Consider the following 14,009-nt stretch of genomic DNA (forward strand, 5'->3'; position numbering starts at 1 on the left):
GAATGCTCTCCGGCTGCTTTATCTGGTCAATCCAGTGTGTTTTTGTAGATCACACCGTCCTTCATGATCAGGCGGATTGTTTCCGGGCTGTCCGGCCTCGGGTCCGCACCGAACCACTGATCGCCTGTTCCAACGACAGAGAAGTCTTCGAGGGGGTTGCCGTCTATCAGCAGGATGTCGGCATAGGCGCCTTCTTCGATCACACCCAGTTTGCCTTCCGGATAGGGGTTCATGAAATCACCGCTAAGTGCCGCGATCTCGCCACCTACCGAAGTTAGGGTTACCATCGACGCATAGGGGCCGAAGAAATGGTTATTCAGATGTTTCTCGTAGGCGATCTGGATGTTGCACGCTTCGACCGAGCCGACGCAATCGGTTTGGAAACCGCGCGGCGCCGGGCATTCCTTCATACTTGGAATGTAGGCTTCGAAGGTCGCCGAGGCCGATTTGGCCTTCCTCAAACTGTTGGGGTTGTTTTTCACGGAAGGAACATCAAGTAGGCCTGGATCAAATGCTGTGATGTTCGTCGTGATGTACGCTCCTTTTTCTTTCATCAAAGCAGAAATCTCGCAGTCAAAGTGAAATCCGTGTTCAATGGTTCTGACCCCTGCATTCAGGGCATTGATGATCGCTTCTTTGCGGTAGGAATGTGCCATGACATAGGTGCCGTACTCGTTGGCAACCTGAACAGCGGCCTCGATCTCTTCTTTCGAACCGGCGAGCAACTGCCATGGATCGAATGCCGAAATCACCCCACCTGATTGCATGAACTTCAATTGCGTGGCACCCATGCGCAGGTTGTTGCGGCCATACATGTAAATTTCGTCAACACCGTTGACCTGTTGGGCCATATTCAGAGTCCCAAAGTTGGTCACCCCACCCGGCGGAGATGTGAAGGATGCGAAATCGGCGTGACCACCACGTGTTCCGAGAAATGCCCCGGAAGGATAAAAGCGGGGGCCGACGATCTGGCCGGCGTCAATTGCGCGCCGCAGCCCGCCGCCAGCGCCCCCGGCATCGCGAACGGTCGTGAAGCCCTGCATCAGGTACATTTCGGCCATCCGGGTCCCGTGGATGGCGAAATCCTCCCAGGTCGAGTTGGTTTCCATCTCGGCAATCGATGGCCCCATGAGCATCAGGTGCGCGTGATTCTCTATAAAGCCCGGTGTCAGAGTGCGCCCACCGCCGTCGATAACCGTCGCGCTCGGCGCATCAATGGCATCGGTTGAGACGGACTTGATCAGATTGCCCTCGACCAGAACACTGGCATTTTCAATGCGTTGCTCATTCACACCGTCGAAGACATGCACGTTGGTAAACAGCGTTTGGGGTTCTTCTTGATCCTGAGCCTGCGCGGTCGCCGAAAAAGAAAGAACTGCCGCGACAATTGCCGTCGAGCAAAGAGACATTCGTAAGCCGGACATAAGTACTCCCTTCATATTCATGTTTTGCCAACTATAGTCTGGAATTCATTGGCTCGGTTGCCCCTTTTGAATTAGGATGTACGAATGTGACTGCAAAAATGGCCACTTCTTAAAGCTAATCCAACAAGGGTTATGAGCTTGCCTTTCAACTCCACCTCCCGAGAGCATAGCGAGGGCTTTGTTCGCCTCTCTTTAGCCGCTCCCTTTCTGCAATATCTCACCGAACGTAAGATCAATCCGCAACCAGCATTGGATCAGGTCGGCTTGAAAGCTGAACTGATGACTAACCTATCCGTGTACGTTCACTCCGAGTTGGTTTACGGCTTGGTAAATGCTTTCTCAGAAGTATCAGGGGATCGATACCTAGGACTGAATGTAGGGGAAGCGTTTGACCTACAAGGATGGCCGCCCTTCGCTCAAGCCTTGCAATCTACAAAAACGCTGTTCGAGTTTTTTACCCGCTTTGTTGAGCTCGTGCCGCAGGAGTCCAATTCTGTGCGGCACAGCCTTGTCATTGAAGCAGACAAAGCGACTTATCGTATCGAGAGGCAACAGGAACCAACCGTCCCACCCATTCAGGTGACCGGTTTTGGTGCCGCAATCTATGTACGCCTATTGCAGACCGTCGTCGGAGATTCCTGGGACTCTTCCCGTGTGCGATGGGAAAGCAGATACATCAATGGGCTGCCTATCGACTACAAAGGGATCGAGGTTGGCCTTGGGACTGATCCCGGAATGCAAATTAGTTTTCCTGTGGAATGGTTGTTTTTGCACCACGTCTCTGAGGGTTCTGCCAAGCCCATAGCATCACTTCGACAAGATGAAGAAGTAACCGTGGTGGCAGCTTTGCGATCTGTCTTACGCGACAAACTGGATGAAACCGATTTGGGACCAGAGATGGTGGCTGGAATGCTGGGAATTCAACCGGAACGGTTTCTGAAAGCGCTTCAAAAACAAGGCACAACGCTACCGCGCGAAATCAAACGGCTGCGTATCGATGTCGCCAAGGAGCACCTCAAACAAAACCAGATGACAATTGCAGAGATCGGACTGATGCTCGGCTATTCTGACAAGTCCCATTTCACTCGCTTTTTCCGAGGTCAGACCGGAATGACACCGACCAAGTTCCGAAGCAAGTAAATGTGGTCGAGCCAAATGAACGCTTCGAAGATTAGGTCCTCGTGGGATCAGTTCGGAGAAGTTGTAGTGCGACGTTGAACAGGTTAGTCGACGACATGAATGGTTGGTTGCCACCGCCGATACAACCTCTGCAACTGGCCGTTTCGTTGTGTATTTCGGAGTTAGCAAAGCTTGGTTGCGAAGGTCCGCTTCGGGCTGGGAGGCGTCCTTCGAGCAATACCGGAACGCTATCTGATTGATCTACACGGTGGTTGTTTCGGGCTTTGAAAATGGGAGAGCAAGCTCTATTGAACGGCCCGCGCAAGAAGCCCCTGATAACGCAGATCTCCTCGAATTGGCTCCAGATCCGGGTCCGATTGAAACCACAGCAACAGGTTGGTGGCCGCCTTGTCGATCCACAGGTCCAGCATCTCGAAAGCGAGATCAATTTCACCCAGTTGAGCATAGGTGCAGGCGGCATTGTAGCGCATATGGTTGTCGTCTGGGTCGATCTCCATGGCCCGAGTCAGCCAAGATTTAGCCCGGTCGGGTTCGCCTATTCTGGCAAGAGCTGCTGCGCCCAGTTGAGCAGGCCTTGAGTTTTCAGGGTGTTGCCTGAGAGCTTCCTCAGCTCGCTTAATACCGATCTGCGCATAACGTGTCGCTGTTTCCAGCTGTCGCAACGAAAACAGAGCTTCGGACAACCTCAAAGGCGCTTGATAGTCGTCCGGACGAACTTCTGTTGCCCGGGTGTAGTGAACTACGGCACTCTCAAAATTGCCAATCGTTTCGAAGAATCGAGCAGAATAGAACAGAGCTTCGTAACTGTCCGGATCGATTGAAAGGGCTTGTTCGAAAGCTGAAATTGCTTCTTCCCGCCTGTCGTCAATCCACATTGCAGCTCCGCGGGCCGCATAGGCATCTGCCAAATCAGGATCAATGGCCAATGCCTGGTCAGTAATTGAGAGTATTTCCGCTACAGTAATGTCTGCGCCATGATGTGTTTTCAGCCACGTCGCGCAATTGGCCATTCCTGCGTAGGCTCTGGCATAGCCCGGATCAAACTCTACAGCTTGCGCAAACAGTTGCCTTGCACTCAGCAACGACGACTTGGTGCGGTTTCGCAGAAATTCGGCCCCGCGAAGATAGGCATTATACGCGTCCGTACTGTCTGTCTGCTCCCGTTCGATGGCCTCTTTTTCTTCTGGCAACAGAGTGACCTTGAGCTGATCTACAACGGCTTGCGTGATCTCGTCCTGAACAGCGAAGATGTCCGTCAGTTCTCTGTCGTACCGTTCCGCCCAGATCGGTTGATCTGTTGCGCCGACGACTAGCTGGACAGTGATCCGAACTCGATTTCCGGCCTTTCTCACCGACCCTTCAACCAGATAGGCCACCCCCAGATTTCTTGCGGTCTCCTCGAGGTTCAGCGCCTTGCCCTTCAGCGTGAACACAGTGTTCCGGCTGATGACCGAAAGACCAGAAACCTTCGAGAGGTCGGTGATGATATCTTCGGTAATCCCATCACTGAAGTACTCTTGCTCGGGCTCGTTGCTAACATTGGCGAAGGGAAGAACCGCGACAGAAGGAATGTCGGAGACACGTGTGACCTTCGCATCGCTCTGACGCTGGGATGTCGAGGCCGAAGCCCCGTCGAACAACTCGACGAAATACACGCGCAGCAGTTGAGACGCATTCTTGACCGCTATTTCACCTTGGTCGGCGAATTTCACATCCAGATTGCTTCCGATCTGACTGCGAGCAGTGGCCGAGCATGCAATTCCACCTGGCTTGGCCAATCCTTCCAGTCGGGTCGCTAGTATCACTCCGTCGCCATGGAAATCGTCACCATCCACAATCAGATCCCCGACATTGACGCCTATGCGGAACTTGATCTGGCGGTCTTCAGGAACCCCGGTATTGCGACCTGGCATACCCCGTTGGATTTCTACCGCGCACCGAACTGCGCTGGTAACGCTTGAAAACTCGACTAGGAACCCGTCTCCCATCACCTTGAAAAGGCGGCCACCATGTTTGGCCAGTGTCGGGTCGAAGAACTCGCGACGATGATGCCTCAGTGAAGCCAAAGTGCGTTCTTCATTGGCCTCCATCAAGCGCCCGAACCCGACAACATCGGCGGCGAGTATTGCGGTCAACCGGCGTTCGACTGGCTCTTCGTTCATTGGCACCTTCGAGTTGAATCACTGGAACTCTAGTGCTCCCAGTCCGAAATTGCCAAGGTCGATACCGCAATGGGATCTGATCAAAACTGGAGACGACCTTTGCTGCAATTGGACGGAGGGCAACCAATTCCGTTTACTAGCCTTTCAGTTGAAGTGGTTGAACGTCTGGCTCTTGTAAGAAAAAGCGTCATGCCAAATGACTTGTGTGGATGGCTCCCGCAAAGCAAGGCTTAAATGGGATTTCGTGTACCTTTTCAGAAGCGGTCTTGTGTCCGGCCTGTTTGCGCGGTTGGGACCGCTGGCCCTGATGGGATCCGCAGATCAGGTTCCTATCTGCTTTGCGGGCATTGGCACCCGAGTCATTCGGCGGAGTATCCTGATCGTTGCGGCTGAAGTGTGCACCATCACATCGTCGGTCTTGCTATCTCGTTGTTCCTTTTGTTTTCAGGCCTTATGCGGCATGTAGGGTTCGTTTCTGGTCAGTACGGCCCACATGATCCGAGCCGTCTTGTTCGCCATGGCGATGGTCGCAAGGCGCGTAGGCTTTCGTTGCAGCAAGTCCACGAGCCATGGATCGGCGCGGTCCGGATGATTGGCAACCTGTCGGACACGTGACGTCATGCCGACCACGATGAGCTGGCGCAGATACCTGTCACCCATTTTCGTGATCTTTCCCAACCGTTCTTTTCCACCACTGGAATGATTGCGTGGCGTGAGCCCCAGCCAGGCGGCAAACTCGCGACCACTTCGGAACTGGTGACCCGAACTCCGCCGCAAGGCTACGAAGCATGTTGATCAACTGAGTGCGCTGGCGGACCACGAAGTCACGTGCCCGGTGTAGGGACAGAAGCGCCTGCTGTTCTTCGGACTTGATCTCGACAAACCGCATCGTCGGACGTGTCACCGCCTCGCAGATGGCCTCTGCATCAACCGCATCGGACTTGCCACGCTTCACATAGGGTTTGACATACATCGGCGGCATTAGCCGGACGGTGTGACCCAGCCTCGACAACTCCCGCGCCCAGTAGTGGCTCGACGCGCAGGCTTCGACGCCGATGAGGCAGGGCGCAAGACGGTCGAAGAACGACAGAACCTGCGACCGGCGCAAAGGCCGATTGAACGCAATCCCGCCGTCCTCCGTGACGCCGTGTACATGGAAGATGGTCTTGGCCAGATCAAGGCCGACAGTGGTAACTTGCATGGGGTGGCTCCTCTCCATCGCAGATTGTGACACCTGCACTATGGCGCATTGCGACGCCGGGGAGCGGGAGCCATCCACCCCATCTGCTTCGGGCTGCCATCAGCCAATCACGAGTACCGCAGAGAATGACTAACTCGTGCCCTGAATACCGGGTGCTCCATTACGCACTAGAACCCGAATTATTCGAAGTCAGCCATAAACGTGACGCAAGGGAGGATGGTCTTTACGGAAGTCAACCTGCGTGATCCTGCATAAGAGTCCTAGCTTAGAACAACGTGTTTGTTGTTTCACTGGAGAGTGCACAGTGACGTGACCGCAGATGCTCAAGTGAGATTCAGGACTGGATCATTGTCAAAGCGGATCGGTCTACACGCTAGTTTCACGCCTTCCGGCCTCATTCGTCTTGTAGCACCGAGCCCGCTTCGGGGCGGAGAAGTACAGACAATACTCGGCGGTGAATACGATCTAGATCGTAATCGGTTAGTTCTAAACCCTCAGTCATCCGCGCTTTGAATGATTGAAAGTCTCCGCGAGTAATCTCGTCACGGTTTTTGTCGTCTCCGGCAAGTTGCTGCGCGAGTTTTTCCTTTCGGAAGTCCAGGAGAAAACGGGAAAATCGAGCGTTCAATTCGGAGTATTGAGGGGACTCCTCGATAGGCGATTTGTTTTTCATCAATTAGGTATCCGATAGCCATGGAACTGCCCGAGCGGTTTTGCTGGGCAAGTACAACATTCTGGTCAGCTTTTGCGTGTGACGCGTATGAGACGATTTGGTTCCATGGCCATAGTCTTGAGATTTTCAGGTTTTGGTCAATAGCGCGAATGTTATCGATGGTCGCCCAACGCAGAACAGTCTCAAAACTCTACAGTAATCTTTTTTATTTTATTTCAAAGCCTTAAGAATCTGTGGGCATTAAAGACCGTTCAACTGGGCGCAAAAATCAACCTTATGGGCTATTTATGCCCACCCAAACAAAAAACCACGAACGGCTTGGGCTATCCGCACTTGGAATGCCCGCAACTGCGGCAGGTCATGCAACCCTCGATCATCACCATGTCATACTGGCCACAGGACGGGCAGGCCTTGCCGCGTGGTGCATCCATGTTGACGACCTGCGCCTGAGGGTCTGATTTCAATCCCATGCCCTCACCTTCGAGGAAGCCAATATTGATCATGTGCTGCTCGATCACACCGCCAATCGCCGCCAAAATGGACGGGATGTATTTCCCTTGCACCCAGGCCCCGCCACGCGGGTCGAACACGGCTTTCAGCTCTTCAACCACAAAGGACACATCCCCACCGCGACGGAACACGGCCGAGATCATCCGCGTCAGTGCAAGCGTCCAGGCATAATGCTCCATGTTCTTCGAGTTGATGAACACCTCGAAGGGGCGGCGGCGACCTCCGATGACGATATCGTTGATGGTCAGATAAATCGCGTGCTCGCTGTCGGGCCATTTCAGTTTGTATGTGGACCCTTCCAACGCCTGCGGACGGTCCAGCGGTTCAGACATGTAAATCACGTCTCCGCCATCAACCTCATGCGGTGCATCTGCGCTTTCTCCGGGCGCTTTGTCGTCGCTTTCCGAAACGGTCAGGACCGAGCCGGTCACATCATTCGGGCGATAGGTTGTGCAGCCTTTACAGCCCTGATCCCAAGCCTGCATGTAGACGTCTTTAAAGGCATCAAAGCTGATATCCTCGGGGCAGTTGATCGTCTTGGAAATCGAACTGTCGATCCATTTCTGCGCCGCCGCCTGCATCTTGACGTGATCGGACGGAGACAAAGTTTGCGCGTTGACGAAATAGTCCGGCAGTTCTGTGTCACCGAACTTGTCGCGCCACATCTGCACCGCGTAATCCACGACCTCTTCTTCGGTCCGCGAACCGTCTTTCTGCAACACCTTGCGCGTGTAGGCATAGGCAAAGACCGGTTCGATTCCCGACGACACATTGCCCGCGTACAAAGAGATCGTCCCAGTCGGCGCAATCGAGGTCAGAAGCGCGTTGCGGATGCCGTGTTCGCGGATCGCATCACGCACATCCTCGTCCATCTGAAGCATCGTGCCGCTGGCCAGATATTTCTCGGCGTTGAACAGGGGGAACGCCCCTTTTTCCTTCGCCAAGTCGACCGACGCCAGATACGCGGCGCGGGCGATTGCGTGCAACCAGCGCTCGGTCTGACGCGCCGCCTCGTCCGAGCCATAGCGCAAGCCCAGCATCAGCAGTGCATCCGCCAGACCGGTTACGCCAAGACCGATGCGACGCTTGTCCTGGGCCTCGGCCTCTTGCTCGACCAGCGGAAATTTCGAGGCATCCACCACGTTGTCCATCATCCGAACAGCGGTGGCGACAAGCTTTTGCAAAGCCTCCTCGTCCAGATGGGCTGCGTCCTCAAACGGGTCCGCGACCAGCCGCGCCAAGTTGATCGAGCCCAACAGACACGCGCCATAAGGTGGCAGAGGTTGCTCGCCACACGGGTTGGTGGCGGCGATGGTCTCCACGTAGCTGAGGTTGTTGGCCTGATTGATGCGGTCGATGAAAATCACGCCCGGCTCGGCATAGTCATAGGTCGCCTGCATGATCTTGTTCCACAGATCACGCGCCTGAACGGTGTGATAGACCTTGTCGTCAAACACCAGCTCCCACGGGCCATCGGCCTTGACGGCCTCCATAAACGGGTCCGTCACCAAGACAGACATGTTGAACATGCGCAGACGGGCCGGATCGGACTTTGCGGTGATGAACTGTTCGATATCGGGATGGTCGCAGCGCATGGTCGCCATCATCGCCCCGCGGCGTGATCCTGCGGACATGATCGTGCGGCACATCGCATCCCACACATCCATGAAACTCAGCGGGCCCGAGGCATCCGCTGCAACGCCTTTGACGTCGGCACCACGTGGTCGGATGGTCGAGAAATCATACCCGATCCCACCGCCCTGCTGCATGGTCAGCGCGGCCTCTTTCAACATGTCGAAAATACCGCCCATGCTGTCGGGCACTGTGCCCATGACGAAGCAGTTGAACAGAGTCACCTGCCGCGCGGTACCCGCGCCCGCCGTGATCCGCCCCGCAGGCAGGTATTTGAAGTCCTCTAGCGCCTGATAGAACTCTTCTTCCCAATGAGCAGGGTCCTTTTCGACCCGCGCCAGATCGCGGGCAACACGCCGCCAACTGTCTTCGACCGTCTGATCGATGGGTGTGCCGTCCGCTTGTTTAAAGCGGTATTTCATGTCCCAGATCTGCTCGGCGATGGGGGCGGCAAAGCGGCTCATTGGTGATTCCCTGTTCTGAAAGAGGTATCCAGAGTACCCTAAATCACACCCAGACCACAACACCTTGATGACTGCGTACGACGAGCTACAATATAAAGATCGGCCTTGGGACGACTCTGTGGGAAAACTGTGGATAAGTACGTAAACCTCATAAAACTGTCGGTCGGATCGGAAAACGTCGACACACTGATGGCCTGGCAAGACAGCAGAAAGCCCCTGTATCAGGACGGCTGTCCGCGTCATGTGACCCGCATGTGGCCCAAGCGTGAGGCAGAGATTCTAAATGGCGGCTCGATCTATTGGGTGATCAAAGGCGTGATCCAGTGTCGTCAGCGCATCCTGCGATTGGATGAGGTGATCGGAGAGGACGGCATCCGCCGGTGTGCCATTGTGCTAGACCCCGAGGTCCATCGGACTCAGAACGCCCTGAAGCGCCCGTTTCAGGGATGGCGTTATCTCAAGCCTGAGGACACACCAGCTGATTTGCCCAAAAACCGCGAGCAGGACGATGCCCTGCCCGATGATTTGAACCGCGCGCTGGCAGAGATAGGCGTGCTTTAACGCAGCCGATCCAGCAGGTCAGACAGAACCGCCTTCTCTGCAGCGTCGTACTTCGCAACCCGGCTACGCCACAGCGTGGCCTGCGATTGCAGGATCAGACCGTCAGACAGGATCTTCAGGTGGTTGGCCCGCAGCGTTTCGCCGGTCGAGGTGATATCGGCGATCGCCTCTGCGGTTTCGTTCATCACCGTGCCTTCTGTCGCGCCCTGGCTATCGACCAGCGTGTAATCCGCGACGCCTGAATCGGTCAGGAACTCGCGCACCAGCCGGTGATACTTGGTCGCAATCCGAAGGCGGTGGCCATGGGTTTTGCGAAACGCCGCCGCCGCAGCATCAAGATCATCAAGCGTATCAACGTCCACCCAGCAGGCCGGCGTTGCAATGATCAGATCCGCCTTGCCGAAGCCCAGCTGCGAGATCTCTTCCAACTGCTGTTCCCAACGCGGCAGTTTCTCGTGCACCAGATCAATACCGGTGACACCCAGATGAATCCGCCCCGCCGCCAGTTCGCGCGGGATTTCTCCGGCAGACAGCAGAACCAGCGAGACCCCATCGATCCCTTCGACCTTGCCTGCATATTCCCGGTCTGATCCGCTGCGGGACAAAGCAATGCCGCGCTTTTCGAACCACGAGAAGGTCTTTTCCATCAACCGCCCCTTCGAGGGCACGCCCAGTTTAAGGCTCATTGCGCGCCCTCCTCGATCTCCAGCATCAAGTCGGGCCGCAGCACGCCCCCAACGGCCGGGATTTCGGCCCCGTTGCCCAGTTGCCGGGTCAGCGCATCATAACGCCCGCCGGTCGCGATCGGAGGCAGATCGGGTCGGCCTTCGGCGTAAAAACCGAAAACGAACCCGTCGTAATATTCCATCGAGGTCCGGCCATAGGCGGCCTCGAAATCCAAGCGCGCGACGTCGACACCACGCGCCTGCAACGCAGCCACGCGGGCCTCCAGCCGGTCCAGCGCCGACGTGATCTGCGGCAAATCCACAGCCACGTCGCGCAGTTGTTCCAACGCAAAGGGCATGGTCTCGCGTACATTCAGCAGCGTTTCCAGGCCGACAAGCTCACTATCAGAAATCGGCGGGGTCTCACGATCCTCGCGCAAAGCTTCGATACGCGCCTCGATTTCCGAGGCCCGACGTTTTCCGATCATAGGTGCGTCAAACACCATCGGTTCGGTGGCGTTCAGCAGATCAGACCGCAACTCGGGCTCTGGCGTTCGGCCCGCATAGCGGTCCAGCAAAACACGGAACCGGCGTGGCCGCCACAGATGGCGCATCAGCGCGGCCTTGCGACGTTCGGTCGTGCGCAACCCGGCCACAGCGGCCGTCAGGATACCAATATCCCCGGTGGCCGCACGCAACGGCAAGCCGCGCAGTTGCAGCGCAAAAAGCGAGAAGACCTCGGCATCGGCCCCGGCAGGATCGTTCCGGTCGAACACCTCATAGCCAACCTGAATGTATTCATTGGCCCGGTCCGGGTCGTGTTCCTGCCGCCTGAAAACCTCACCCGAATAGGTATAGCGCGCGGGCTCGGCCCCATCGCTCATGTGCATCTGCACCACTGGCAAAGTGAAATCCGGGCGCAGCATCTGTTCACCACGCAGGGCGTCCGACGTCACATAGGCGCGCGCGCGAATGTCTTCGCCGTACAGATCCAGCAGTGTTTCTGCCGGCTGCAACAGGGGCGTGTCCACGACCTGAGCGCCAGCCGCCTCAAACCGGACACGCATCATTGCGGCGCGGGCCTGTATCTGGGAACGGTTGGGCATGGGTCAGTCCTGACTGTCCAGAATTTCGCGCACCTTCGCGACAAGATCACCGCGCGGCACTTCGAACTGACTGGGGCGTTCTTTCCATTCCTCCAGCGTCGCGCTTTCGGCGATTTTGGCACCAAGGATCAAGTCCTTGATCTGCACGATGCCATTGGCTTTTTCGTCACCGCCTTCGATCACCGCAATCGGAGAGTTCCGCTTGTCCGCGTATTTCAGCTGATTGCCGAAGTTCTTGGGATTGCCCAGGTAGACCTCGGCGCAAATGCCAGCATTGCGCAGTTCAGCCACCATGGCCTGATAGTCGGCCATACGGTCGCGATCCATCACGGTGACAACCACAGGCCCCTGAGCCTGCGCGCCGATCCGGCCTTTTTCGCGCAACGCGGCCAGCAGACGGTCAACGCCTATCGAGATACCGGTCGCAGGTACTTCCTGCCCGGTGAAGCGTTTGACCAGATCGTCATAGCGACCACCGCCAGAGACAGACCCGAATTGTCGCTTGCGGCCTTTCTCGTCGAAAATCTCAAAGGTGAGTTCAGCCTCATAGACCGGCCCAGTGTAATAACCCAGACCACGCACGACCGAAGGGTCAATCTCGATCCGGTCCGAACCATAGCCACCTGAATCCAGCAGCGCGCCAATCTGTTCCAACTCGGCGATGCCATCCGCGCCGATCTTGCTGTTGCCCACAGCGGCGCGCAGGTTGGCCAGCGTCCCAGCAGTATCCGCAGCCTTTGAGGTCAAAAACGCAATCACGGGCTCGGCCTGATCGTCGCTCAGACCCACGCCGTCGATAAACGCACCTGAGGCATCCAACCGGCCCTTGGTCAGCAACTCACGCACACCAGCCTGACCCACCTTATCGAACTTGTCGATGGTGCGCAGAACGTTGTCGCGCGCGGCGGCGTCCTCGCCCAGACCCATCGCCTCCAACACGCCGTTCAGAACCTTGCGGTTGTTGACCCGGACCAGATAGTCGCCACGCGGAATACCTACAGTCTCGAGCGTGTCCGACAGCATCGCACAGATTTCAGCGTCTGCAGCCATCGAGGCCGTGCCGACCGTATCCGCGTCGCACTGATAAAACTGACGATAGCGCCCCGGCCCCGGCTTTTCGTTGCGCCAGACCGGACCCATCGCATAACGGCGATAGGGCGTCGGCAGATCGTTGCGGTGTTGTGCGTAGACGCGGGCCAACGGAGCGGTCAGGTCGTAGCGCAGGGCCATCCAATCGCCATTGCCGCCCTCGTCAAACTCCTGCCAGGCAAAGACGCCTTCGTTTGGGCGATCCACGTCGGGCAGGAACTTGCCCAGCGCCTCGACTGTCTCAACCGCGCTGCTTTCCAAGGCGTCAAACCCGTAACGATGATAGACACCCGCAATTGTCCGCAGCATCTCGGTGCGCTGCGTGACTTCCTCGCCGAAATAGTCGCGGAACCCTTTTGGCGTTACGGCCTTGGGGCGGGGCTGTTTCTTGGGCTTGGCCATGTGGGGCGTCCTCGGGAGTGTCCTTGTTCCGCGCGCGGTCTATCCCATGGCCCGCATCGGGGCAAGGCGCGCTTTCTCTGGCCATGGCGGCACAGGGTCGCTATGACCGGCGCATCAAGGAGAGCCCCATGCAGCATCTGGAAGAGCAGATCGCCCATCTGACCCGTACCGTGGAAGAACTGAACACGGTTGTGACCACGCAACAGTCCGAGATCGATCGCCTGACGCGTCGGGTCGAAATGCTGTTGCAACGCGAAGCAGAGCGCGCGCAAGAAGGTTCAGGCGGCGTTGTCTTTGGTGACGAACGACCGCCGCACTACTAAAATCCTACAGTCCCAGCGTCGTCTTGACGGCGTTGTCCACGACACCACCCAAAAGCGCGTTTTCATCACCGGCGCAGCCGTCTTTCAAAGCTGCCAAAAAAGTTTCGCGCAGCGCGGCCTTATCCTCATCCGACGCGGCATGTGCCTCGATATCGACCTGACGGTTGTACAGCGACAGGGCCGTCATTTTACCAACAACCTCCAGAATGTATTCTTCGTTCCCGTCGGCTTCTTCAATGACCGAGGTACAAGTGTGATACATAAGCGGCAGCGCTTCTTGCATCATCTGTTCAGCCTCTTCGTCGGCGAAAGCCATCCCGGGGATTGTGAAGATTCCGGCGGCGACAATCACTTTAAGCGAGTTAAAACGCATCTTTTTGCTCCTCCACTCACTTGGAATTTGCGCCAATCAGCGCACCAGCCACCGCGCCTGCGGCGGCGCCCTTGCCGTCACCAATCAAGGCACCGACACCCGCGCCGATTACAGCGCCCTTGATCGTGTTTTCTTTTTTCTTGTCATCCGCCAAGCTGGCTGAGGCTGAAACCAAAGCCAGCGACGCAGCGGCACCAAATACAACTTTTCTTAACGTGAGACCTGCAATCGCCATATCAACGCCCTCCCGTAGCATGACTTAAAGACATCTCTGTCAGTTCAGC

12 protein-coding genes and 1 pseudogene are annotated in these 14,009 nt (G+C 56.5%); 3 read left to right on the forward strand and 10 right to left on the reverse strand.

The genetic code is table 11. The features are described from left to right. Positions 1–26: 26 nt before the first annotated feature. On the reverse strand, positions 27–1,424 hold the full coding sequence (locus GOV89_RS21110) for an amidohydrolase family protein (RefSeq protein ID WP_170337131.1): 1,398 nt from the start codon (positions 1,422–1,424) through the stop codon (positions 27–29). Positions 1,425–1,556: 132 nt separating this feature from the next. On the opposite strand from GOV89_RS21110, the gene GOV89_RS21115 reads away from it, so the two are divergent. Next, positions 1,557–2,564: an AraC family transcriptional regulator gene (locus tag GOV89_RS21115; protein ID WP_170689385.1), complete on the forward strand. Its 1,008-nt coding sequence runs from the start codon at positions 1,557–1,559 to the stop codon at positions 2,562–2,564. A 284-nt stretch (positions 2,565–2,848) separates the two neighbouring features. On the opposite strand, the gene GOV89_RS21120 is transcribed toward GOV89_RS21115, so the two are convergent. The 4 genes and pseudogenes from GOV89_RS21120 to GOV89_RS21135 all read right to left on the reverse strand — a co-directional run bounded on the left by GOV89_RS21120 (position 2,849) and on the right by GOV89_RS21135 (position 9,206). Next, positions 2,849–4,726: an adenylate/guanylate cyclase domain-containing protein gene (locus tag GOV89_RS21120; protein WP_171239042.1), complete on the reverse strand. Its 1,878-nt coding sequence runs from the start codon at positions 4,724–4,726 to the stop codon at positions 2,849–2,851. 444 nt (positions 4,727–5,170) lie between these two features. Continuing rightward, positions 5,171–5,927, reverse strand: a pseudogene (locus GOV89_RS21125) (IS110 family transposase). Between the two features lie 394 nt (positions 5,928–6,321). Beyond that, complete coding sequence (locus GOV89_RS21130) at positions 6,322–6,600, reverse strand: hypothetical protein (protein WP_170332125.1); 279 nt, start codon at positions 6,598–6,600, stop codon at positions 6,322–6,324. Positions 6,601–6,923: 323 nt separating this feature from the next. Further along, entirely contained in the window at positions 6,924–9,206 is a 2,283-nt protein-coding gene (locus GOV89_RS21135; protein WP_171239043.1) for an adenosylcobalamin-dependent ribonucleoside-diphosphate reductase, read from the reverse strand. A gap of 129 nt (positions 9,207–9,335) precedes the next feature. On the opposite strand from GOV89_RS21135, the gene GOV89_RS21140 reads away from it, so the two are divergent. After that, positions 9,336–9,767, forward strand: coding sequence for a DUF1489 domain-containing protein (locus GOV89_RS21140; RefSeq protein WP_171179377.1), 432 nt, complete (start codon positions 9,336–9,338; stop codon positions 9,765–9,767). On the opposite strand, the gene hisG is transcribed toward GOV89_RS21140, so the two are convergent. From hisG to hisS, 3 genes are read right to left on the reverse strand one after another with little or no spacing between them, the layout of a single operon-like run. Further along, positions 9,764–10,453 (reverse strand): ATP phosphoribosyltransferase, encoded by a 690-nt coding sequence (gene hisG / locus GOV89_RS21145; RefSeq protein WP_171179375.1) that lies wholly within the window; start codon positions 10,451–10,453, stop codon positions 9,764–9,766. The two genes, GOV89_RS21140 and hisG, sit on opposite strands and share 4 nt — an antisense overlap. Continuing rightward, positions 10,450–11,538: an ATP phosphoribosyltransferase regulatory subunit gene (locus GOV89_RS21150; RefSeq protein WP_171239044.1), complete on the reverse strand. Its 1,089-nt coding sequence runs from the start codon at positions 11,536–11,538 to the stop codon at positions 10,450–10,452. The genes hisG and GOV89_RS21150 overlap by 4 nt, the downstream gene beginning before the upstream one ends. 3 nt (positions 11,539–11,541) lie before the next feature. Continuing rightward, positions 11,542–13,029, reverse strand: a complete 1,488-nt coding sequence (gene hisS / locus GOV89_RS21155; protein WP_171239045.1) for a histidine--tRNA ligase — start codon at positions 13,027–13,029, stop codon at positions 11,542–11,544. 128 nt (positions 13,030–13,157) lie between these two features. On the opposite strand from hisS, the gene GOV89_RS21160 reads away from it, so the two are divergent. Continuing rightward, positions 13,158–13,352, forward strand: a complete 195-nt coding sequence (locus GOV89_RS21160) for a SlyX family protein (protein WP_170352274.1) — start codon at positions 13,158–13,160, stop codon at positions 13,350–13,352. Positions 13,353–13,356: 4 nt separating this feature from the next. Here the strand turns inward: GOV89_RS21160 and GOV89_RS21165 are convergent, their stop codons facing one another. After that, positions 13,357–13,725 carry a hypothetical protein gene (locus GOV89_RS21165; RefSeq protein ID WP_171179368.1) on the reverse strand — a complete coding sequence of 123 codons (369 nt, stop codon included), beginning with the start codon at positions 13,723–13,725 and terminating at the stop codon, positions 13,357–13,359. Between the two features lie 16 nt (positions 13,726–13,741). Continuing rightward, on the reverse strand, positions 13,742–13,960 hold the full coding sequence (locus GOV89_RS21170) for a hypothetical protein (protein ID WP_171179453.1): 219 nt from the start codon (positions 13,958–13,960) through the stop codon (positions 13,742–13,744). Positions 13,961–14,009: the final 49 nt, after the last annotated feature.

The organism is Ruegeria sp. HKCCA5763 (genome assembly GCF_013034545.1).
In the GTDB taxonomy this organism is placed as follows: Bacteria; Pseudomonadota; Alphaproteobacteria; order Rhodobacterales; family Rhodobacteraceae; genus Ruegeria.

Coding starts and splice junctions, on each gene's coding strand:
- GOV89_RS21170 (WP_171179453.1), bottom strand. CDS start 13,960: ATGGCGATTGCAGGTCTCACGTTAAGAAAAGTTGTATTTGGTGCCGCT.
- GOV89_RS21120 (WP_171239042.1), bottom strand. CDS start 4,726: ATGAACGAAGAGCCAGTCGAACGCCGGTTGACCGCAATACTCGCCGCC.
- GOV89_RS21130 (WP_170332125.1), bottom strand. CDS start 6,600: ATGAAAAACAAATCGCCTATCGAGGAGTCCCCTCAATACTCCGAATTG.
- GOV89_RS21135 (WP_171239043.1), bottom strand. CDS start 9,206: ATGAGCCGCTTTGCCGCCCCCATCGCCGAGCAGATCTGGGACATGAAA.
- GOV89_RS21115 (WP_170689385.1), top strand. CDS start 1,557: ATGAGCTTGCCTTTCAACTCCACCTCCCGAGAGCATAGCGAGGGCTTT.
- hisG (WP_171179375.1), bottom strand. CDS start 10,453: ATGAGCCTTAAACTGGGCGTGCCCTCGAAGGGGCGGTTGATGGAAAAG.
- GOV89_RS21165 (WP_171179368.1), bottom strand. CDS start 13,725: ATGCGTTTTAACTCGCTTAAAGTGATTGTCGCCGCCGGAATCTTCACA.
- GOV89_RS21160 (WP_170352274.1), top strand. CDS start 13,158: ATGCAGCATCTGGAAGAGCAGATCGCCCATCTGACCCGTACCGTGGAA.
- GOV89_RS21150 (WP_171239044.1), bottom strand. CDS start 11,538: ATGCCCAACCGTTCCCAGATACAGGCCCGCGCCGCAATGATGCGTGTC.
- GOV89_RS21110 (WP_170337131.1), bottom strand. CDS start 1,424: ATGTCCGGCTTACGAATGTCTCTTTGCTCGACGGCAATTGTCGCGGCA.
- hisS (WP_171239045.1), bottom strand. CDS start 13,029: ATGGCCAAGCCCAAGAAACAGCCCCGCCCCAAGGCCGTAACGCCAAAA.